Here is a 20,109-nt window from a genome sequence, read left to right as displayed (position 1 = left end):
CTACTCCATGAAGCCTTGCAGCTTCAGCTCGATAGAGCGCGGGTTCTCACCCTCGGCAATCGACAGCAAGCCTTCGAGCAGCATTTCGCGGTAGCGCGACTGGCGCAGCACAATGGCCTTGAGCTTGTTGGCGACCGGCAGCAGGATCAAGTTGGCACTGGCCACCCCATAGATGGTAGCGACGAAGGCCACGGCAATACCGTTGCCCAGCTGCGACGGATCAGCCAGGTTGCCCATCACGTGGATCAGGCCCATCACCGCACCGATGATGCCAATGGTCGGCGCGTAGCCGCCCATGCACTCGAACACTTTGGCGGCTTGGATATCCCGGCCTTCCTGGGTAAGGAAATCGACTTCGAGGATGCTGCGGATCGATTCGGGCTCGGCGCCGTCCACCAGCAACTGCAGGCCTTTGCGCGCGTACGGGTCAGGCTCGCCATCAGCGACCCCTTCCAGGCCCAGCAGGCCTTCCTTGCGCGCCGTCAGGCTCCAATTGACCACCCGGTCGATGCCGCCGGCCAGGTCAACCCGCGGCGGGAAGAAGATCCACCGCAGGATCTGCAAGGCGCGCTTGAACGACGACAGCGGCGACTGCAACAGTGCCGCAGCCAGGGTACCCCCCAATACGATCAGCGCCGCCGGGCCATTGAGCAGCGCGCCAACATGGCCACCCTCAAGAAAGTTGCCACCCACGATGGCGACGAACGCCAGGATCAGGCCGATCAGGCTAAGGACATCCATCAGACGCAGGCCTCGACCAGGTGCTTGCCAATTTCATCCAGGCTGTACACCGCGTCTGCCAGGTTGGCTTTGACGATGGCCATGGGCATGCCATAGATCACGCAGCTCGCCTCGTCCTGGGCCCATACCGTGCTGCCACCCTGCTTGAGCAGACGCGCGCCTTCACGGCCGTCGGCGCCCATGCCGGTGAGCACCACCGACAGTACCTTGTCGCCGTACGACTTGGCCGCCGAACCGAAGGTGATGTCCACGCAGGGCTTGTAGTTCAGGCGCTCATCGCCGGGCAGGATCTTCACCGTGCCGCGGCCATCGATCATCATCTGCTTGCCACCCGGGGCCAGCAGGGCCAGGCCGGGGCGCAGCATATCGCCGTCCTCGGCTTCCTTGACGTTGATCTTGCACAGCTTGTCGAGGCGCTCGGCGAATGCCTTGGTGAACGCCGCTGGCATGTGCTGGATGAGCACGATCGGCGCCGGGAAGTTCGCCGGCAGTTGAGTCAGCACGCGCTGCAGGGCCACCGGGCCGCCGGTGGAGGTGCCAATCGCCACCAACTTGTAGGGTTTACGCTTGGGGGCCGGCGCGTGAGCGACAGCCGGCGCGGCGCTGCGGGCAGGCGCCACGCGCGCTGGCGCGGTGCTGGCCAGGCTGCTGGCGGGGGCCGGAGCAGTGCTGGCCGGCGCAGGCGCGGCAACGGGCGCTGTGCTTGCGTAGCCGCCAAAACGGCGGTTGCTGCGCGAAATGGTGTGAACCTTTTCGCACAGCAGTTGCTTGACCTTGTCCGGGTTACGCGAGATGTCCTCGAAGTTCTTCGGCAGGTAATCCACCGCTCCGGCATCCAGTGCGTCGAGGGTTACCCGGGCGCCTTCGTGGGTCAAGGAAGAGAACATCAACACCGGTGTCGGGCAGCGCTGCATGATGTGCCGCACCGCGGTGATGCCATCCATCATGGGCATTTCGTAGTCCATGGTGATGACATCGGGTTTGAGCGCCAGTGCCTGGTCGATCGCTTCCTTGCCGTTGGTCGCCGTGCCCACGACCTGGATCGTCGGGTCCGCCGAGAGGATTTCCGAAACGCGGCGGCGGAAGAAACCGGAATCATCCACCACCAGGACCTTGACTGCCATAAACACTCCATTAGGCGACGCAGCCCGCCAGGGCGCGCCACCGAAATCAAATACGCCGTGCCGCGTAACGCTTGAGCATGCTCGGTACATCGAGGATCAGCGCGATACGACCGTCGCCGGTGATGGTGGCGCCGGACATGCCCGGGGTGCCCTGCAGCATCTTGCCCAGCGGCTTGATCACCACCTCTTCCTGGCCCACCAACTGGTCCACCACAAAGCCGATGCGCTGGGTACCGACCGAGAGAATCACCACGTGCCCCTCACGCTGCTCTTCATGCACCTGGCCCTGGACCAGCCAGCGTTTTAGGTAGAACAGCGGCAGCGCCTTGTCGCGCACGATCACCACTTCCTGACCGTCGACCACGTTGGTGCGCGACAGGTCCAGGTGGAAGATCTCGTTGACGTTGACCAGCGGGAAGGCAAACGCCTGGTTGCCCAGCATCACCATCAGAGTCGGCATGATCGCCAGGGTCAGCGGTACCTTGATGACGATCTTCGACCCCTGGCCCTTGGCCGAGAAGATGTTGATCGAGCCGTTGAGCTGGGAGATCTTGGTTTTCACCACGTCCATGCCCACACCGCGCCCGGAAACATCGGAAATCTCGGTCTTGGTCGAGAAGCCCGGGGCGAAGATCAGGTTGTAGCAGTCCGACTCGCTCAGGCGTTCGGCGGCATCCTTGTCCATCAGGCCCTTTTCCACGGCCTTGGCGCGCAGGATGTTAGGGTCCATGCCTTTGCCGTCATCGGAAATCGACAGCAGAATATGGTCGCCCTCCTGCTCGGCCGACAGCACCACGCGGCCCGTGCGCGCCTTGCCGGTGGCTTCGCGCTCATCCGGCATCTCGACACCGTGGTCGACGGCATTGCGCACCAAGTGCACCAGCGGGTCGGCCAGGGCCTCGACCAGGTTCTTGTCCAGGTCGGTCTCTTCGCCGACCAGTTCCAGGTTGATCTCTTTTTTCAGCTGGCGTGCCAGGTCGCGAACCAGACGCGGGAAGCGACCGAAGACCTTCTTGATCGGCTGCATGCGGGTTTTCATTACCGCGGTCTGCAGGTCGGCGGTGACCACGTCGAGGTTGGACACGGCCTTGGACATGGCCTCGTCGCCGCTGTTCAGGCCCAGGCGCACCAGGCGGTTACGCACCAGCACCAGTTCGCCAACCATGTTCATGATTTCGTCCAGGCGCGCGGTGTCGACACGCACGGTGGTTTCCGCTTCGCTGACGGCATGCTTGTCGGCAGAGGCCGCTGGCGCACGGGCTGGCGCCGCGGGCTTGGCGGCTGGCGCAGGCTTGGCAGCCGGCTTGCTTTCAGCCTTCGCGGCCACAGGCGCGGCAACGGCCGCAGGCGCCTGGGCAGCGACACTGTCACCGGAGAACTTGCCCTTGCCGTGCAACTGGTCAAGCAGCGCTTCGAACTCGTGCTCGCTGATGTCGTCGCCGTTGGCCGGCACCGCTGCACTGTGGGCCGTTTCGGCCACCGCCGTGGCCGCTGGCAAGGCATCGGTCTGGAAGGTGCCTTTACCATGCAACTGATCCAGCAGCGACTCGAATTCTTCGTCGGTGATCTCATCACTCACCGGTACGCTGGCGGCTGAGGCCTCAGGCTCGGCGGCTGCGACCTCGGAGGAGAACTGGCCTTTGCCGTGCAACTGGTCAAGCAGCGACTCGAATTCGGCGTCGGTGATTTCATCCGAACCGCCGCTGACGGTTTCGCCTTGCGTTTGCTGTTCGGCAGCAGCGGCTTGAGCCTTGACGGCGTCCAGCGAGTCGAGCAGCTGTTCGAATTCAGTGTCGGTGATATCGGCCTCGGCAGCCGGTGCCTCGACTACCGGCGCAGCCGCAACCTGCGCAGGTGCATCGGCGGCGGCCGGCTCGGCCAGGCGCGCCAGCGCGGCCAACAGCTCGGGCGTGGCCGGGGTCACTTCGCTGCGTTCGCGCACCTGGCCGAACATGCTGTTGACCGTGTCCAGTGCTTCGAGCACCACATCCATCAGTTCCGCATCGACCCGGCGCTCACCTTTGCGCAGGATGTCGAACACGTTCTCGGCGATATGGCAGCACTCCACCAGCTCGTTGAGCTGGAGGAAGCCGGCGCCCCCTTTTACAGTGTGGAAACCGCGAAAAATGGCATTGAGCAGGTCGGCATCGTCGGGCCGGCTTTCCAGCTCGACCAGTTGCTCGGACAGTTGCTCAAGAATTTCGCCGGCTTCTACCAGGAAATCCTGGAGGATTTCTTCATCGGCGCCGAAGCTCATTAAACGTGCTCCTTAAAAACCCAGGCTGGACAGCAGATCATCGACATCGTCCTGACCGGACACGACGTCTTCACGCTTATCGGCATGAATCTGCGGACCTTCACCCCGTGTCTGATGTTTTTCTTGATCTTTTTCAGCGCGCAACTGCTGGTGGTCATGTTCGATACCGGCAAAACGGTCGACCTGACTGGCCATCAGCACGAGCTTGAGCAGATTGCTTTCCACGTCGGTAACCAGCGCAGTCACGCGCTTGATCACCTGGCCGGTCAGATCCTGATAGTCCTGAGCCAGCAAAATGTCGTTGAGGTGGCCCGCGACCTTGCGGTTCCCTTCGGCGCTGTGTGTCAGGAAACTGTCGACGCGCTTGACCAGCTCGCGAAACTCCGGAGCGGCAACTTCGCGACGCATGAAGCGCTGCCAGTCAACGCTCAGGCGCTGCGCCTCGGCCGCCAGATCGTTGAGCACAGGCGTGCTCTGCTCGACCAGGTCCATGGTGCGGTTGGCGGCACCTTCGGTGAGCTTGACCACATAGGACAGGCGTTCGGTGGCGTCGGTGATCTGCGAGACTTCCTCGGCCTGCGGCATGTGCGGGTCGATCTGGAAACTGACGATCGCGCTGTGCAGCTCACGGGTGAGCTTGCCGACCTCCTGGTACAGGCCTCGGTCGCGGGTCTGGTTCAACTGATGAATCAGTTGCACCGCCTCGCCGAACCGCCCCCGCTCCAGGCTTTCGACCAACTCCTGGGCATGCTTCTTCAGGGTCGATTCGAACTCCCCCAAAGACGATTGTGTTGATTCCATGGCGCCCCCTGACGTGACTCAGCCGTTGACGCGTTCGAAGATCTTCTCGATCTTTTCTTTGAGCACCTGAGCGGTGAACGGCTTGACCACGTATCCATTGACCCCGGCCTGGGCCGCTTCGATGATCTGGTCACGCTTGGCTTCAGCGGTCACCATCAGCACCGGCATAGCCTTCAGGCGGTCGTGTGCACGCACCTTGCGCAGCAGGTCGATACCGGACATGCCGGGCATGTTCCAGTCGGTCACCAGGAAGTCGTAATGGCCGCTTTCGAGCATTGGCAGTGCCGTGGTGCCGTCATCGGCCTCATCGGTATTGGTGAAACCCAGATCACGCAACAGGTTCTTGATGATCCGCCGCATAGTCGAGAAGTCGTCAACGATGAGGATTTTCATGTCTTTGTTCAATTAGACCTCCAAGCAGTCTCAAACGCGCTCGGCTCCGAACGCGCATTCAATCAATTCGGTACAACGTGAAAACGACTGCAACGACCCCGGGCTCAGCGTGCCCGCCACTCCCCGAGGCGGCTGCGCAGGCGCGCGGCGCACTGGCTGTGCAGCTGGCTGACACGTGACTCGCTGACCCCCAGCACCTCACCGATTTCCTTGAGGTTCAGCTCTTCGTCATAGTACAGCGCCAGCACCAGCCGCTCACGCTCTGGCAGATTGGCAATGGCATCGGTCAAGGCAGCCTGGAAGCGCTCGTCTTCCAGGTCGCGCGATGGCTCGACTTGGCCACTGGCACCGTCCTCGTGCAGCCCTTCGTGCTCGCCGTCCTGCAACAGGTCGTCGAAACTGAACAGGCGGCTACCCAGGGTATCGTTCAAAATCCCGTAGTAATCATCGAGACTCAATTGGAGTTCGGCAGCAACTTCATGATCTTTAGCGTCACGGCCGGTTCTGGCTTCCACGGCACGCATCGCATCACTGACCATGCGCGTATTACGGTGCACCGAACGGGGTGCCCAATCCCCCTTTCGCACTTCGTCGAGCATCGCACCGCGGATGCGGATGCCGGCATAGGTTTCGAAACTGGCACCCTTGCTGGCGTCGTACTTGTTGGCGACTTCCAGCAAACCGATCATGCCGGCCTGAATCAGGTCTTCGACCTGCACGTTGGCCGGCAAGCGGGCCAGCAGGTGGTAGGCAATGCGCTTGACCAGCGGGGCGTAGCGTTCGATCAATTCGTACTGGGCGTCCTTCGACGCCTTGCTGTACATCTTGAAACCGCTTGCGTTCATAGTACCGGCCCCGCGCTGGTGGGTTGCACCAGGCGCTCGACAAAGAACTCCAGGTGCCCGCGCGGGTTGGCCGGCAATGGCCAGCTATCGACCTTCTGCGCAATGGCCTTGAAGGCCAGCGCGCACTTGGAACGAGGGAAGGCCTCGTAGACTGCCCGTTGCTTCTGCACCGCCTTGCGCACGCACTCGTCATAGGGCACGGCACCGACGTATTGTAGGGCGACATCGAGGAAGCGATCGGTGACCTTGGTCAACTTGGCGAACAGGTTGCGCCCTTCCTGCGGGCTCTGTGCCATGTTGGCCAGCACGCGGAATCGGTTCATCCCGTAATCGCGGTTGAGCAACTTGATCAACGCGTAGGCGTCGGTGATCGAGGTCGGTTCATCACAGACCACCAGCAACACTTCCTGGGCAGCACGAACAAAACTGACTACCGAGTCACCAATACCCGCAGCGGTGTCGATCACCAGCACATCGAGGTTGTCGCCGACCTCGCTGAATGCCTGGATCAACCCGGCATGCTGGGCGGGAGCCAGGTGCACCATGCTCTGGGTGCCGGACGCCGCCGGCACGATGCGCACGCCGCCTGGCCCCTGCAACAGTACGTCGCGCAGCTCGCAGCGCCCTTCGATGACATCGGCCAAGGTGCGTTTAGGGGTCAGGCCCAGCAACACGTCGACGTTGGCCAGGCCCAGGTCGGCGTCCAGCAGCATGACCCGGCGGCCGAGTTCGGCCAGCGCCAGGGACAGGTTCACTGAAACGTTAGTCTTGCCGACGCCACCTTTACCACCGGTCACGGCGATCACCTGTACGGGATGCATGCTACCCATGTTCGTTGTTTACCTTGTCTCGCTTGGACCCAAGCCACACGAGGGGCAATGCTGCCGCCCCCTTGGTGTAGGTATTTTGCATACGCTTCATCATCAACCTGCTCGCCGCGGGTTGTGATAGAGATCAGCGAACATGTCGGCCATGGCCTCCTCGCTGGGCTCGTCCTGCAACTGCACATTGACGGCACGGGTCACCAGCTGGTGCGCCCGCGGCAGGTGCAGGTCGTCAGGAATGCGCGGGCCATCGGTGAGGTAGACCACGGGCAGTTCATGACTGATGGCCAGGCTCAGCACGTCGCCGAGGCTCGCCGTTTCATCGAGTTTGGTCAGGATGCAACCGGCCAGGCCGCAGCGTTTATAGCTGTGGTAGGCGGCGGTGAGCACCTGCTTCTGGCTGGTGGTGGCCAGCACCAGGTAGTTCTTCGCGGCGATGCCACGCCCGGCCAAGGTTTCCAGTTGCATGCGCAGGGCCGGGTCGCTGGCCTGCAGGCCGGCGGTATCGATCAGCACCACGCGCTTGCGCAGCAGCGGCTCCAGCGCCTGGGCCAACGACTGGCCCGGGTCGACGTAGGTCACGGGCACATTGAGGATGCGCCCCAAGGTCTTGAGCTGCTCCTGGGCACCAATGCGGAAGCTGTCCATGCTCACCAGCGCCAGGTTCTGCGGGCCGTACTTGAGTACATACCGCGCCGCCAGCTTGGCCAGGGTGGTGGTCTTGCCCATGCCAGCAGGGCCGACCATGGCGATCACACCGCCCTCCTCGATCGGCTCGACCTCGGGCACCTCGATCATCCGCGCCAGGTGCGCCAGCAACATGCGCCACGCCTGCCGTGGTTCTTCGATCTCGCCCGTGAGCTCGAGCAATTCGCGGGCGATCGGTCCGGACAGGCCGATACGCTGCAAGCGGCGCCAGAGGTTGGCCTGGGCCGGCTTGCTGCCCTGCAGTTGGCTCCAGGCCAATGAACCGAGCTGCACTTCGAGCAACTCGCGCAGGCCCGAGAGCTCCGAGCGCATGGCATCGAACAGCCGCGGGTCCACCGGTGCCGGCGCGGCGGGTGCTGCCGGTGCAGGCGCAGCCGACTGCGGCTCGATCAGCGGCTCCGAGGCGGTCAGCGATTGCCCGGCGAACAATTGGCGATTGCCTTCGTCGCCATCGCTGCGGTTGTCCAGCTCGGCCTGGGCGGTGGCGATGCGCGTGTGGGTCTTGCGCAGCTCTTGCTCGAGCTCGGCGTTGGGCACGCGCGGGGCCAGCGCGGACAGCTTGTAGTCCAGCGCAGCCGTCAGTTCGACACCGCCAGCAATGCGGCGGTTACCGATGATGGCGGCATCAGAGCCCAGCTCATCACGGACCAGCTTCATGGCTTGACGCATATCGGCGGCGAAAAAACGCTTAACTTGCATAACCCACTACCTCAGCCGTTGGGGCCCACGGTGGCAACGATGGTGACTTGCTTGTTGTCAGGTATTTCCTGATACGCCAAAACATGCAAATTCGGTACAGCCAGGCGACCAAAGCGCGACAGCATGGCGCGGATCGGGCCGGCCACCAACAAGATAGCTGGCTGGCCTTGCATTTCCTGGCGCTGGGCCGCATCAATCAACGAGCGCTGCAGCTTTTCGGCCATGCTCGGCTCCAGAAGAACACCGTCCTCCTGGCCTTGCCCGGCCCGTTGCAGACTATTGAGCAAAATCTGTTCCAACCTTGGCTCAAGGGTGATGACAGGCAGCTCGGACTCAACGCCGACAATGCTTTGCACGATGGCGCGACACAATCCGACACGCACGGCGGCCACCAGCGCGGCGGTATCTTGACTCTTGCCGGCATTGTTGGCGATGGCCTCGGCAATGCTGCGAATATCGCGCACGGGCACCTGCTCGGCAAGCAATGCCTGCAGGACCTTGAGCAGCCCCGACAAGGAAATGACACCCGGCACCAACTCCTCGGCAAGTTTAGGCGAAGCCTTGGACAATACCTGCAACAGTTGCTGCACTTCCTCGTGGCCTATCAGCTCGTGGCAGTGTTTCTGCAGGATCTGGTTGAGGTGGGTGGCAACCACGGTGCTGGCATCCACCACCGTATAGCCCAGCGACTGTGCCTGAGCGCGCTGGCCGACATCGATCCACACCGCTTCCAGGCCAAAGGCCGGATCGCGTGCAGCAATGCCGTTGAGGGTGCCGAACACCTGGCCAGGGTTGATTGCCAACTCGCGGTCTGGGTAGATCTCGGCTTCAGCCAGGATCACCCCCATCAACGTCAGGCGATAGGCGCTGGGCTGTAGATCGAGGTTGTCGCGGATGTGCACCGTGGGCATGAGAAAGCCCAGGTCCTGGGAGAGCTTCTTGCGCACGCCCTTGATCCGTGCCAACAGTTGGCCGCCCTGGTTGCGGTCGACCAGCGGGATGAGCCGGTAGCCGACCTCCAGGCCGATCATGTCGATCGGTGTCACGTCGTCCCAGCCCAGCTCCTTGGTTTCCAGCGCGCGCTGCGGTGAAGGCAGCAGGTCCTGCTGACGCTGCGCCTCCTTCTGCGCCTCGACCTTGGCCTTCTGCTGCTTCTTCCAGACCAGGTAAGCGCCACCGCCCGCCAGCAGGCCCAGGCTCAGGAACGCGATATGCGGCATGCCCGGCACCAGGCCCATGACGATCATCAGCCCTGCCGATACCGCCAGCGCCTTGGGCGAATCGAACATCTGCCGGTTGATCAGCTTGCCCATGTCCTCGGAGCCCGAGGCGCGGGTGACCATGATCGCGGCAGCGGTCGACAGCAACAGGGATGGCAATTGCGCCACCAAACCGTCACCAATGGTCAACAGCGCGTAGACCTTGCCGGCATCGCTGAACGACATATTGTGCTGCAGCATACCGATGAGCATGCCGCCAATCAGGTTGATGAACAGGATCAGCAGGCCAGCGATGGCATCACCGCGCACGAACTTGCTGGCACCGTCCATCGAACCATAGAACTCTGCCTCCTGGGCCACCTCGGCACGGCGCGACTTGGCCTGGGCCTGGTCGATCAGGCCGGCGTTGAGGTCGGCGTCGATGGCCATCTGCTTGCCGGGCATGGCGTCGAGGGTGAAGCGCGCGCTCACCTCGGAAATACGCCCGGCACCCTTGGTCACCACCACGAAGTTGATGATCATGAGGATGGCGAACACCACCGCACCGACGACATAGTTGCCGCCGATCACGACTTCACCGAAGGCCTGGATCACCTTGCCGGCGGCGCCATGGCCCTCCTGACCGTGGAGCATGACCACCCGCGTAGAGGCGACGTTCAACGCCAGGCGCAGCAGCGTTGCGACCAACAGGATGGTGGGGAATGCGGCGAAATCGAGCGGACGCAGGGCGTAAACGCAGACCAGCAGAACCACGATCGACAGGGCGATGTTGAAGGTGAAGAATACGTCGAGCAGGAACGGCGGAATCGGCAACATCATCATTGCCAACATCACCAGCAGCAACAGCGGCACGCCCAGGTTGCCCCGGCCGAGCCCGGCCAGGTTCTGGCGAGCGTTGCTGATTAACTGAGTGCGATCCACCGCGAGTCCTCTTCATGCAAAACTTTGACGCCCAAGGGGCGCTTGGGCGTGGCTCTGCAAGAAGCTTTCCAACTTTAGGTTTTTGCGCTCAGCGGCCCCCTAGCCGGACGAACTGCTCCCGCAGCAGATCAACGGTCACGGCGCAAATCCGGCGGAATCGGCAGATCTTCCTTCAACGGCTCTGGCCGCTTACCCTTGCCCGCCCGGTACTGCCGAATCTGGAACACATACGCCAGCACCTGCGCCACCGCCAGGTACAACCCCGCCGGGATCTCCTGTTCAAGCTCGGTGGAGTAATAGATCGCCCGTGCCAGCGCTGGCGACTCGAGAATCTGCACCTTGTGCTCGACCCCGATCTCGCGAATCTTCAAGGCAATGAAGTCCGTGCCCTTGGCCAGCAGCAAGGGGGCCACCCCGCCCTTCTCCGGGTCATACTGCAGGGCGACCGCATAGTGCGTCGGGTTGGTGATGATCACATCCGCCTCCGGCACGGCGGCCATCATGCGCCGCTGCGACACCTCACGCTGCAACTGGCGGATCCGCTGCTTGACCTCAGGCTTGCCTTCGCTGTCCTTGTACTCGTCCTTGACCTCCTGCTTGGTCATCTTCAGCTTCTTTTGCGTCTGATACAGCTGGAACGGCACGTCTGCCGCCGCAATCAGCAGCAACCCGGCAGCCATCCACAAAGCACTCCAGCCCACCACCTGCACGCTGTGGATGATCGCCTGCTCCAGCGGCTCGTTGGCAATTGCTAGCAGCGCCTGGCGGTCATTGCTGAGCACCACCAGCGCCACGATCAGGATCACCAGGAACTTGGCCATCGCTTTGAGCAACTCGGTCAGCGAGTTCATCGAAAACATACGCTTGATCCCCGACAAGGGGTTCATGCGGCTGAACTTTGGCTGCAGCAGGCTACCGGAGAAGATGAACCCGCCCAGCGCAATGGGCGACACCAATGCCACCACGAACAACAGCATCAATATCGGCTGGACGGCCCAGATGGCCATCTTGCCGGAGGTCAGCAGGAACAACCCCATCGAGCGCTCGTCCGTCAGCACCTCGCGCGACAGTGAGAAGTTGAGCCGCATCAAGGTCATCAACGTCTCGGCCAGGTACCCACCAAAGGCCAGCAATGCCCCGGCGCCCGCCAAGGTCACCGCCACGGTGTTCAGCTCTTTGGAGCGGGCAATCTCGCCTTTTTCGCGCGCGTCGCGCTTGCGCTTGTCGGTGGGGTCTTCCGTCTTGTCCTGACCGCTCTCGCTTTCAGCCATGCTCAGCGCGCCCTTGCCAGTTCACGCAGCCATTGCAGCGCTTCGCTGGCCAATGCCTGGTAGTGGGAGAGGATATCGGCAAGGCCGACCCAGAAGATGCCGATGCCCAGCACCAGGGTCAGCGGGAAGCCGATGGAGAAGATGTTCAGCTGCGGTGCGGCACGCGTCATCACGCCAAAGGCGATGTTCACCACCAGCAGCGCGGCGATCGCCGGCAAGATCAGCAGCAGCCCGGCCCCGAACACCCAGCTCAGGCGCCCGGCCATTTCCCAGAACTGGTTGACCACCAGCGCGTTGCCCACCGGCAAGGTGGTAAAGCTTTCGGTCAGCACCTCGAATACCACGAGGTGGCCATTCATCAGCAGGAACAACACGCTTACCAGCATCGTCATGAACTGGCTGACCACCGCGACGTTGACCCCGTTGGCCGGGTCGACCATCGAAGCGAAGGCCATGCCCATCTGCACCGCGATGATCTGCCCGGCGATGACAAAGGCTTGAAACAGCAGCTGCAGCGAGAAGCCGAACAGCGCCCCGACGATGATCTGCTCGCCGCACAGCAACATGCCGCGCAGGCTCAGCGGGTCGAATTCAGGCAACGGTGGCAACGCCGGCACGATCACCACCGTGATGGCCACGGCTGCGTACAGGCGGATGCGCGCCGGCAGCATGCGGGTGCCGAAGATCGGCATGGTCATCAGCACCGCAGTTACCCGGAACAGCGGCAGGATGAAGGTGGCGACCCAGGTGCCGATCTGCGCGTCGGTCAGCTCCAGCATGCCCGTCTCAACCGATCAGCTGCGGGATGCTGGTGTACAGGCCGGTGATGTACTCCATGAACTTCTGCACCAGCCAGGGCCCGGCCACGATCAGTGTCACCAGCATCACCAGCAGGCGCGGGAGGAAGCTCAAGGTCTGTTCGTTGATTTGCGTGGCCGCCTGGAACATCGCCACCATCAGGCCCACCAACAGGCTTGGCACCACCAGGGTGGCAACCATCAGCGTGGTCAGCCAGAGGGCATCGCGGAACAGGTCGACGGCAACTTCAGGTGTCATGCAGCACTCTCCTTGACGGCGTCAGACGCCGCCGAAACTGCCAGCCAAGGTACCCATGATCAGCGCCCAGCCATCGACCAGGACAAACAGCATGATCTTGAACGGCAGCGAGATGATCAACGGCGACAGCATCATCATACCCATGGCCATGAGCACGCTGGCGACCACCATGTCGATGATCAGGAATGGGATGAAGATCATGAAGCCGATCTGAAACGCGGTTTTCAGCTCGGAGGTGACGAACGCCGGCACCAGGATGGTCAGCGGTACCTGGTCGGGGCCAGCGATGTCGGTACGTTTGGACAGGCGCATGAACAGGTCCAGGTCGCTCTGCCGAGTCTGCGCCAGCATGAAGTCCTTGAGCGGCCCCTGGGCCTTGTCGATCGCCTGCTGGGCCGTCATCTGCTCCTTCAGGTAGGGCTGCAGGGCATCCTGGTTCACCCGGTCGAATACCGGCGCCATGATGAACATCGTGAGGAACAGCGCCATGCCGGTCAGCACCTGGTTCGACGGCGTCTGCTGTAGGCCCAGGGCCTGGCGCAGGATCGAAAAGACGATGATGATCCGGGTAAAACTGGTCATCAGGATGACGAACGCTGGAATGAAGCTCAGCGCCGTCATGATCAGCAGGATCTGCAGGCTGACCGAATACTCCTGCTGCCCGTCCGGGCCATTGGACAGGGTAATGGCCGGGATCGACAATGGGTCGGCCGCCAAGGCCAACGGCGCGGCCAGCAGCAGCGCCAGGGTCAACAACATGCGCAGCGCGCCGCTCATCACTTCTTGTCCTTCTGGTCCTTGCCCATCAGCTCCATCAGCCGCTGGGCAAATTCAGGCGTCGCCTGGCGGGCGCTGGCAGGTACTTCCACGGGTTCGGCCAGCACGTGCAAGGCCTCGATGCTGCCAGGGGAATGGCCGATAAGAATCTGCTCTTTGCCGACCTGCACCAGCAACAGGCGATCCCGCGGGCCGATGGCGCGGCTGCCAACGATCTCGATCACCTGGCCGCCCTTGGGTGCGGCGCCCTGCATGCGGCGCAGCAGCCAGGCCAGGAAGAAGATCAGGCCCACCACCACTAGCAAACCGAACACCATTTGCGCCAGCTGCCCCCCCATGCTGCCGGGCGCGGGCGTTTGCGCCGCAGCCGGTGCAGCCGGCACCGCGGCGATCACCACTTCGCTGGCAAACAGCGCGGCAAGGGCCGCCACGGCCCGCATCGCGGCTTTCACTCAGCGCAGCTTCTTGATGCGTTCGCTGGGGCTGATCACGTCGGTCAGGCGGATGCCGAACTTCTCGTTGACCACGACCACTTCGCCATGGGCGATCAGCGTGCCATTGACCAGCACGTCCAGCGGCTCACCGGCCAGGCGGTCGAGCTCGATCACCGAGCCCTGGTTGAGCTGCAGCAGGTTGCGGATGTTGATCTCGGTGCTACCCACTTCCATGGAGATGTTCACCGGAATATCCAGGATCACGTCCAGGTTCGGGCCTTCGAGGCTGACGTTTTCCTTCGGCCGCGGCGAGCTGGCGAACTCTTCCATCGGCAGGCGGCCAGCGCCAGTGTTGCCGGTATCACCGCCCAGCAGGGCATCGATGTCGGCCTGGCCGGCGTCACCGGTTTCTTCCAGCGCAGCAGCCCATTCGTCAGCCAGGGCCTGGTCTTCCGGGGAGGTGATCTCGTTTTCGTTAGCCATGATGTCCTCGACAGGCATTCAATTCGTAGTGAGCGACCGGCACGCCGTCAGCGGCGTTCGATCGGGTCAATGATCTGCAGGGCCAGGTTGCCCTTGTGCGAGCCCAGGCGGGCCTTGAACGACGGCACGCCATTGGCGCGCAGCACCAGGTGCTCCGGCAGCTCCACCGGGATCACGTCACCAGGCTGCATGTGCAGCACGTCGCGCAGCTTCAGCTGGCGGCGGGCAACCGTGGCGCTCAGCGGCACGGAAACATCCAGCACATCCTCGCGCAGGGCCTTGACCCAGCGCTCGTCCTGGTCGTCCAGGTCGGACTGGAAACCGGCATCGAGCATTTCGCGCACCGGCTCGATCATCGAGTACGGCATGGTCACGTGCAGGTCACCGCCGCCGCCATCGAGTTCGATATGGAAGGTCGACACCACCACCGCCTCGCTCGGCCCGACGATGTTGGCCATGGCCGGGTTGACCTCGGAGTTCATGTACTCGAAGTTGACCGGCATGATCGCCTGCCAGGCTTCCTTGAGGTCGACGAAGCACTGATCCAGCACCATGCGCACCACTCGCAGCTCGGTGGGCGTGAACTCACGGCCTTCGATCTTGGCGTGGCGGCCGTCACCGCCGAAGAAGTTGTCCACCAGCTTGAACACCAGCTTGGCATCAAGGATGAACAGCGAAGTACCGCGCAGTGGCTTGATCTTCACCAGGTTGAGGCTGGTCGGCACGTACAGCGAATGCACGTACTCACCGAACTTCATGACCTGCACGCCACCCACGGCCACGTCCGCAGAACGGCGCAGCAGGTTGAACATGCTGATGCGGGTATAGCGGGCGAAACGCTCGTTGATCATCTCGAGGGTCGGCATGCGCCCCCGTACGATCCGATCCTGGCTGGTCAGGTCATAACTCTTGATGCTGCCGGGCTCGGCAGCGCTCTCGGTCTGTACCAGCCCATCGTCGACGCCGTGCAACAAGGCATCGATTTCATCCTGGGACAGCAGGTCCTGTACGGCCATTGCGGACTCCTACTGCAATACGAAATTGGTGAACAGCAGCTGGTCGATGACCGGCTTGCCGACTTCCTTCTGCGCCACTTCCTGAACCACGGCGGTGGCTTTCTGACGCAGCATCTCCTGCCCTACCGGGCTGCCGGCCAAGGTGTCGAAGCCCTGCCCGGAAAACATCATCACCAGGTTGTTGCGGATCACCGGCATATGCACCTTCAAAGCATCCAGGTCGGCCTGGTTGCGACCTTGCAGGGTGATGCTCACCTGCATGTAGCGCTGGCGACCGTTCTGGTTGAAGTTGACCACGAAGGCCGGAGCCAGCGGTTCGTAGATTGCCGCCGGCTTGACGCTGGCCGCAGTCGGGTCGACCGGCGCCGGCTCGCGCTTGTGCATGAAGAACCAGGTGGCACCCACCGACAAGCCGACCGCCAGGAGCAAGGCCAGCACCAGCAGCAGGATCAGCTTGAGTTTGCCGTTAGTGGCGGGGTCTTTCACTGCGTCGCTCTTCGCCATGCCAATAATCCGTCGTCCATCGGGGTTTCATAGGAGGATGACGTGGCTTGAGCAAGTGTTATGCCAGATTGAGCGTTTTGCCTGTCCCAGCCCTATCGGCGGGACGGGCAACACAATCAGGCGTAGAAATCGACCGCACTGTCGCCGATGACGACCTGCTGCTCGACCGGCCGGGCAGCATCGGCAAGCTCACCCTGCTCTGTGCTACCGCCATTCTGCGCCCGGCGCGCCGCCACCCCGGACAGCTGCGCGCCGTCCTGCTGGGCCTGCTGCTGTTGCCCGCGCGACTGATCGGCGACGTTGACGTCCGGCTGGGCCAAGCCCTGCTGCGCGAACAGCTCACGCAAACGGTGCACCTGGCTATCCAACGCATCACGCACGCCGGCATGGCCACTGATGAACGTGACCTGGGTGCTCTGGTCCGCCGCCACGTTGACGCGGATGTCCAGGCGGCCAAGCTCGGCCGGCTCCAGTTGAATATCCGCCGACTTGAGGTTCTGGCTCGAGAGGTACATGACCCGGTTGACCAGGCCTTCGGCCCAGGCGTTCTGGTTCATCGGCAGCGGCTGGTGCAATGGGCTGCCGTTGACCGGCAGGGCATTGGCCGTCTTCGCCGTGGGCGCCTGGGTCAGGCTGGCCAGGCGGTTGGCGAAGTCGTCGACACGGGTATCGCTGTCCGCGCGCTTGGTGTCCTTGAGCCCCTCTTCGAGCACTGCACCGAACGCCTTGTCTGCGCCACCGTCTCCCGATTTCGCCGCCTCGGCTTCGACCTTGTCCAGCAGGGCCGCCAAGGGATTGACGGTCGCCTGGCCATCGTCGGCCGCAGGCTTGGAAGCGTCCGCGGCATGAGCAGAGGTGGTGCCCTTTGCCTGCGCGCTCTGTTCAAGGGCCAGGCGCAGCGTAGGCAGATTGGCCAAGGGATCAGTGTCAGGGTCGAAGGTTTCGGCCTCTGGCTGCTGCGCCAAGGCCTCGACGACCGGGGTTTGCGGCTGCTGGACCGCAGCCTGCAGTACCGGAGCTACCGCTTCGGCCTGGGCTTGCAACAGTTGCGCACCGGGTTGCGCATCGGTGACCTGGCCAGCCACAAGGTTGGCGTCCAACGAACTGGAATCGCCGCCTGCCGCGGCATCGGCAGGGGCCTGCGGCGTACCGTCGGGTGGCAAGGGGTTGCCGTCATCGGCAATCGCCGCCCCCTTCTTGCCGCCCTGGGCGACATCGGGTTTGTCCCTGGTCTTGGCCATGGCGCCTTTGTCATCGCCCAAAGGCGACTTATCACGCCCCTGCCTGGCCATCACCTGATCGAAGCCACCGCCCTGCGCACCTGCCGCCTGCAGCGGCTTGTCCAGCAGCGAGGAGCCCGCGCGCGACGGCTTGCTCAGGGTGCTGGTTTGCAACAAAGGGTTGGGTGCGACAGGCATTGAACGGTCTCCGCGCCAGGAACAAAAAAAACATCCTGGCACATACAGGCAAAACTCGCGCCAACTCGCGCTCAGCCTGCCGAAACGCGCTCGCGCTCAGCACGATAAAAACGCTGCACTTCCAGATATTCCTGGTCGATGCGGTTGATCAGGTCTTCGATACCGTACAGCGGCAGCGCCTTCACCCGCTCCTCCAACTGCTGGCACAACTGCGCCAGGCCAACAGCCCCCATGTTGCCGCTGCTGCCTTTGAAACTGTGCGCCGCCATGCCGAGCTCCTCGGCATTCCTGGCGCCATGCAACTGGGCCAGGCGCCGCTCGGAATCTTCCAGAAAGGTTTCCAGCAACTGTAGGTAGCCATCTTCCATGACCTCCTGCAGGTCACTGAGCACCTTGTGGTCTATATGCATGTCAGTCACTTGCTCGCTCCTTGATCAAGCCGGATTATGCCTCAGTCGCCAAGCGGCTCACCAGGCGACTCACCAATCGAACTGCACCCAGGCGCAACGGCCACCCTCACCCCAACCGGCGTGGCTTCCCAGCCGCCTCACCAGGTTCAGGCCGCGGCCGCTCAGGCCATGCTCACGGGCCGGGCGCGACAGTACCTTGTGCACATCGAACCCTGCGCCACTGTCGCGCACCTCGATCATCAGACGCCCACCTGCCGCGTGCGGTTCCACCTTAAGGTCAATGCGCACGAAACCATCGACCAGGGCACGCAGGCGCCGAGCGCGTTCCTCATAGTAGTCGGCAAACCCCTGCACATCACGTTTAAGCCGCGAATCCAGACCCAGCACCCCGTGCTCCAGTGCATTGGAATACAACTCGCTGAGGACGCTGTGCAGGTCACCGGTACGCGACCGCAGCCCGTGGATCTCCTGCAACAACTGCACCAGATACGGCACAGGGTTGAAGCGCTTGAGGCTTTCGCCTCGCGACTCGAAGCCCAGCGACCAGTCCAGCGGGCTGGAGCGCCCGCTGTCGGAGTAGATCGTGGGCGCCGGGACCCGCTCCTGGGCCGTGAACATGCGGATATCGCACAGACTGATGTCATCCCGGGGCCGCCCACCAAAGCGTTCCAGCGCCTGCATCACCTCATCGAACAGGTACGCTGGATCGCGGTTCGCCGCCAGCACCGCACGCAAGCGCTCGACACCGAACAGGCAATCGTGCTCATCGGCCGTGTCGACCACCCCGTCGGACAACAGCAACAGCCGCTCGCCTGCCGCCAGCGGCAGTACCTCGGTACTGTCGTCGAAGCGCTCGGGCGCCAGAATGCCCAGCGGCAGATGCCGCGAGGCCAGGGTCGAGAGCACCTCACCAGCGGCCGACAGCCGATAGCCGTCGGGCATGCCACCATTCCACACTTCCACCGCACCCCGCTGCACGCTCAGGTTAAGCAGCAGCGCACAGCAGAACATGTCCACCGGCAGGATGCGCTTGAGCTTGGCGTTCATTTCGCGCAGTAGCTGGGGCAGCCCGTACCCTTTCGCAGTCATCCCATAGAACACTTCCGCCAGGGGCATGGCGCCGACGGCAGCGGGCAAACCATGGCCGGTAAAATCGCCCAACAGCACGTGCATGTCGCCCGACGGCGTGAAGGCTGCCAGCAACAAGTCGCCGTTGAACAGCGCATACGGTGATTGCAGGTAACGAATGTTCGGCGCCGTGATGCAGCCGGAGTGGGCCACCTTGTCAAACACCGCCTTGGCCACCCGCTGCTCGTTGAGCAGGTGATGATGGTGCCGGGTGATTTCGTCACGCTGCGCCAGCACCGTCGCCTGCAGGCGGCGCAAACGGTCCATGGCGCGGATCTTGGCGCCCAGGATCACCGCACTGTAAGGCTTGGCCATGAAGTCGTCGCCGCCGGCCTCCAGGCAGCGCACCAAAGCCTCTTCCTCGTTCAATGAGGTGAGGAAGATGATCGGCACCAGCTGCTCGCCGGCCAGCGCCTTGATCTGTCGGGCCGCCTCAAAACCGTCCATCACCGGCATCAGGGCATCGAGCAGGACCACGTGCGGACGCTTTTCGGCGAACAGCGCCACGGCCTGCTCGCCGTTTTCCGCGGTGAACACCTGGTGCCCCTGCCGCCGCACGATCTGCGCCAGCAGCAGGCGATCGGTCGCCCCGTCCTCGGCCACCAGCACGGTCAATGCCTGCGCGGGCTCCACCTGGGCACTCAACTGATATCGAACAGCTTTTCAAAATTGGAGATCGCCAAGATCTTGCGCACGTCTGAGCTGGCATGCACCACGCGCACATCTGAATCATCACCACCGGCATGATCACGCAGCAACAGCAGCATGCCGAGCGCGGAGCTGTCCAGGTACGTGGTGTCTTTCAGGTCGACCACCACCGAGTCGGGCCGCCTGGACTGACGTTCGTAGGCATCGCGAAATTCCTGATGCTTACCGAAATCGAAGCGCCCCTTGATCTTGATCGTGAGCTTTTTTCCGTCCTGCGAAAAATCGGTCTCGACTGCCATGCTAGCGATTCCTTCGATGATGGCGAATGCAACTCTTGAAGGTTTAGCAGGCAGTTGCGCCCCTCGCAAATTGAGGCTGCCTGCCCTGGCTTAGTCGCCGACAAGCCGGACCCCACAGCAAAAGTAGACGCA

At 62.9% G+C, this 20,109-nt stretch carries 21 protein-coding genes; all 21 read right to left on the bottom strand.

All coding sequences use genetic code 11. From position 1 onward, the window contains the following. Positions 1-741, bottom strand: a complete 741-nt coding sequence (locus L6D80_RS01405) for a flagellar motor protein (RefSeq protein ID WP_054900039.1) — start codon at positions 739-741, stop codon at positions 1-3. Then, positions 741-1,865: a protein-glutamate methylesterase/protein-glutamine glutaminase gene (locus tag L6D80_RS01400; protein ID WP_054900040.1), complete on the bottom strand. Its 1,125-nt coding sequence runs from the start codon at positions 1,863-1,865 to the stop codon at positions 741-743. Before L6D80_RS01400 ends, L6D80_RS01405 begins: the two co-directional genes overlap by 1 nt. 46 nt (positions 1,866-1,911) lie before the next feature. Next, positions 1,912-4,122 carry a chemotaxis protein CheA gene (locus L6D80_RS01395; protein ID WP_176514424.1) on the bottom strand — a complete coding sequence of 737 codons (2,211 nt, stop codon included), beginning with the start codon at positions 4,120-4,122 and terminating at the stop codon, positions 1,912-1,914. A gap of 12 nt (positions 4,123-4,134) precedes the next feature. Continuing rightward, the gene (locus L6D80_RS01390) at positions 4,135-4,923 is read right to left on the bottom strand and encodes a protein phosphatase CheZ (RefSeq protein ID WP_176514426.1); all 789 of its coding nucleotides are present in this window, start codon (positions 4,921-4,923) and stop codon (positions 4,135-4,137) included. A gap of 18 nt (positions 4,924-4,941) precedes the next feature. After that, positions 4,942-5,316 carry a chemotaxis response regulator CheY gene (locus tag L6D80_RS01385; RefSeq protein WP_115274187.1) on the bottom strand — a complete coding sequence of 125 codons (375 nt, stop codon included), beginning with the start codon at positions 5,314-5,316 and terminating at the stop codon, positions 4,942-4,944. 104 nt (positions 5,317-5,420) lie between these two features. Beyond that, positions 5,421-6,161 (bottom strand): RNA polymerase sigma factor FliA, encoded by a 741-nt coding sequence (fliA, locus tag L6D80_RS01380; protein ID WP_054900043.1) that lies wholly within the window; start codon positions 6,159-6,161, stop codon positions 5,421-5,423. Then, positions 6,158-6,991 carry a flagellar synthesis regulator FleN gene (gene fleN, locus L6D80_RS01375; protein WP_054900044.1) on the bottom strand — a complete coding sequence of 278 codons (834 nt, stop codon included), beginning with the start codon at positions 6,989-6,991 and terminating at the stop codon, positions 6,158-6,160. Before fleN ends, fliA begins: the two co-directional genes overlap by 4 nt. 93 nt (positions 6,992-7,084) lie before the next feature. Then, positions 7,085-8,392, bottom strand: a complete 1,308-nt coding sequence (flhF, locus tag L6D80_RS01370; protein WP_054900045.1) for a flagellar biosynthesis GTPase FlhF — start codon at positions 8,390-8,392, stop codon at positions 7,085-7,087. 11 nt (positions 8,393-8,403) lie between these two features. Continuing rightward, positions 8,404-10,533: a flagellar biosynthesis protein FlhA gene (gene flhA / locus L6D80_RS01365; protein ID WP_054900046.1), complete on the bottom strand. Its 2,130-nt coding sequence runs from the start codon at positions 10,531-10,533 to the stop codon at positions 8,404-8,406. A gap of 128 nt (positions 10,534-10,661) precedes the next feature. Next, entirely contained in the window at positions 10,662-11,804 is a 1,143-nt protein-coding gene (flhB, locus tag L6D80_RS01360; protein ID WP_054900047.1) for a flagellar biosynthesis protein FlhB, read from the bottom strand. 2 nt (positions 11,805-11,806) lie between these two features. After that, positions 11,807-12,583 carry a flagellar biosynthetic protein FliR gene (fliR, locus tag L6D80_RS01355; RefSeq protein WP_054900048.1) on the bottom strand — a complete coding sequence of 259 codons (777 nt, stop codon included), beginning with the start codon at positions 12,581-12,583 and terminating at the stop codon, positions 11,807-11,809. 7 nt (positions 12,584-12,590) lie between these two features. Further along, complete coding sequence (gene fliQ, locus L6D80_RS01350) at positions 12,591-12,860, bottom strand: flagellar biosynthesis protein FliQ (protein WP_054900049.1); 270 nt, start codon at positions 12,858-12,860, stop codon at positions 12,591-12,593. Between the two features lie 21 nt (positions 12,861-12,881). Beyond that, complete coding sequence (fliP, locus tag L6D80_RS01345; RefSeq protein WP_054900050.1) at positions 12,882-13,637, bottom strand: flagellar type III secretion system pore protein FliP; 756 nt, start codon at positions 13,635-13,637, stop codon at positions 12,882-12,884. Further along, entirely contained in the window at positions 13,637-14,077 is a 441-nt protein-coding gene (gene fliO / locus L6D80_RS01340) for a flagellar biosynthetic protein FliO (RefSeq protein WP_176514479.1), read from the bottom strand. Before fliO ends, fliP begins: the two co-directional genes overlap by 1 nt. Positions 14,078-14,089: 12 nt before the next feature. Beyond that, positions 14,090-14,554, bottom strand: coding sequence for a flagellar motor switch protein FliN (fliN, locus tag L6D80_RS01335; RefSeq protein WP_054900117.1), 465 nt, complete (start codon positions 14,552-14,554; stop codon positions 14,090-14,092). Positions 14,555-14,601: 47 nt separating this feature from the next. Then, positions 14,602-15,570: a flagellar motor switch protein FliM gene (gene fliM / locus L6D80_RS01330; protein ID WP_054900051.1), complete on the bottom strand. Its 969-nt coding sequence runs from the start codon at positions 15,568-15,570 to the stop codon at positions 14,602-14,604. Positions 15,571-15,579: 9 nt separating this feature from the next. After that, positions 15,580-16,074 (bottom strand): flagellar basal body-associated protein FliL, encoded by a 495-nt coding sequence (fliL, locus tag L6D80_RS01325; RefSeq protein WP_054900052.1) that lies wholly within the window; start codon positions 16,072-16,074, stop codon positions 15,580-15,582. Positions 16,075-16,190: 116 nt separating this feature from the next. Next, on the bottom strand, positions 16,191-17,492 hold the full coding sequence (locus L6D80_RS01320) for a flagellar hook-length control protein FliK (RefSeq protein WP_176514429.1): 1,302 nt from the start codon (positions 17,490-17,492) through the stop codon (positions 16,191-16,193). Between the two features lie 71 nt (positions 17,493-17,563). Continuing rightward, positions 17,564-17,911, bottom strand: a complete 348-nt coding sequence (locus L6D80_RS01315) for an Hpt domain-containing protein (RefSeq protein WP_054900054.1) — start codon at positions 17,909-17,911, stop codon at positions 17,564-17,566. A 60-nt stretch (positions 17,912-17,971) separates the two neighbouring features. Further along, a complete protein-coding gene (locus tag L6D80_RS01310; RefSeq protein WP_176514481.1) occupies positions 17,972-19,663 on the bottom strand; it encodes a fused response regulator/phosphatase in 1,692 nt (563 codons plus the stop codon). An 8-nt stretch (positions 19,664-19,671) separates the two neighbouring features. Further along, positions 19,672-19,977, bottom strand: a complete 306-nt coding sequence (locus tag L6D80_RS01305) for an STAS domain-containing protein (RefSeq protein ID WP_054900056.1) — start codon at positions 19,975-19,977, stop codon at positions 19,672-19,674. Between the last annotated feature and the right edge of the window lie 132 nt (positions 19,978-20,109).

It is taken from the genome of Pseudomonas ceruminis, assembly GCF_021602025.1.
Classification (GTDB): Bacteria; Pseudomonadota; Gammaproteobacteria; order Pseudomonadales; family Pseudomonadaceae; genus Aquipseudomonas; species Aquipseudomonas ceruminis.
The sequence above is the reverse complement of the archived record's forward strand: the minus strand, read 5'-3'. Positions and strand labels throughout refer to the sequence as shown.

Bases quoted from the DNA above. Each gene is read 5' to 3' on its own strand.
- fliN (WP_054900117.1), bottom strand. From the start codon at position 14,554: ATGGCTAACGAAAACGAGATCACCTCCCCGGAAGACCAGGCCCTGGCT.
- L6D80_RS01395 (WP_176514424.1), bottom strand. From the start codon at position 4,122: ATGAGCTTCGGCGCCGATGAAGAAATCCTCCAGGATTTCCTGGTAGAA.
- fliP (WP_054900050.1), bottom strand. From the start codon at position 13,637: ATGAGCGGCGCGCTGCGCATGTTGTTGACCCTGGCGCTGCTGCTGGCC.
- L6D80_RS01305 (WP_054900056.1), bottom strand. From the start codon at position 19,977: ATGGCAGTCGAGACCGATTTTTCGCAGGACGGAAAAAAGCTCACGATC.
- flhB (WP_054900047.1), bottom strand. From the start codon at position 11,804: ATGGCTGAAAGCGAGAGCGGTCAGGACAAGACGGAAGACCCCACCGAC.
- flhF (WP_054900045.1), bottom strand. From the start codon at position 8,392: ATGCAAGTTAAGCGTTTTTTCGCCGCCGATATGCGTCAAGCCATGAAG.
- fliA (WP_054900043.1), bottom strand. From the start codon at position 6,161: ATGAACGCAAGCGGTTTCAAGATGTACAGCAAGGCGTCGAAGGACGCC.
- fliO (WP_176514479.1), bottom strand. From the start codon at position 14,077: ATGCGGGCCGTGGCGGCCCTTGCCGCGCTGTTTGCCAGCGAAGTGGTG.
- fliM (WP_054900051.1), bottom strand. From the start codon at position 15,570: ATGGCCGTACAGGACCTGCTGTCCCAGGATGAAATCGATGCCTTGTTG.
- fleN (WP_054900044.1), bottom strand. From the start codon at position 6,991: ATGGGTAGCATGCATCCCGTACAGGTGATCGCCGTGACCGGTGGTAAA.
- fliL (WP_054900052.1), bottom strand. From the start codon at position 16,074: ATGGCGAAGAGCGACGCAGTGAAAGACCCCGCCACTAACGGCAAACTC.
- L6D80_RS01320 (WP_176514429.1), bottom strand. From the start codon at position 17,492: ATGCCTGTCGCACCCAACCCTTTGTTGCAAACCAGCACCCTGAGCAAG.
- L6D80_RS01400 (WP_054900040.1), bottom strand. From the start codon at position 1,865: ATGGCAGTCAAGGTCCTGGTGGTGGATGATTCCGGTTTCTTCCGCCGC.
- fliQ (WP_054900049.1), bottom strand. From the start codon at position 12,860: ATGACACCTGAAGTTGCCGTCGACCTGTTCCGCGATGCCCTCTGGCTG.
- L6D80_RS01390 (WP_176514426.1), bottom strand. From the start codon at position 4,923: ATGGAATCAACACAATCGTCTTTGGGGGAGTTCGAATCGACCCTGAAG.
- fliR (WP_054900048.1), bottom strand. From the start codon at position 12,583: ATGCTGGAGCTGACCGACGCGCAGATCGGCACCTGGGTCGCCACCTTC.
- L6D80_RS01405 (WP_054900039.1), bottom strand. From the start codon at position 741: ATGGATGTCCTTAGCCTGATCGGCCTGATCCTGGCGTTCGTCGCCATC.
- L6D80_RS01385 (WP_115274187.1), bottom strand. From the start codon at position 5,316: ATGAAAATCCTCATCGTTGACGACTTCTCGACTATGCGGCGGATCATC.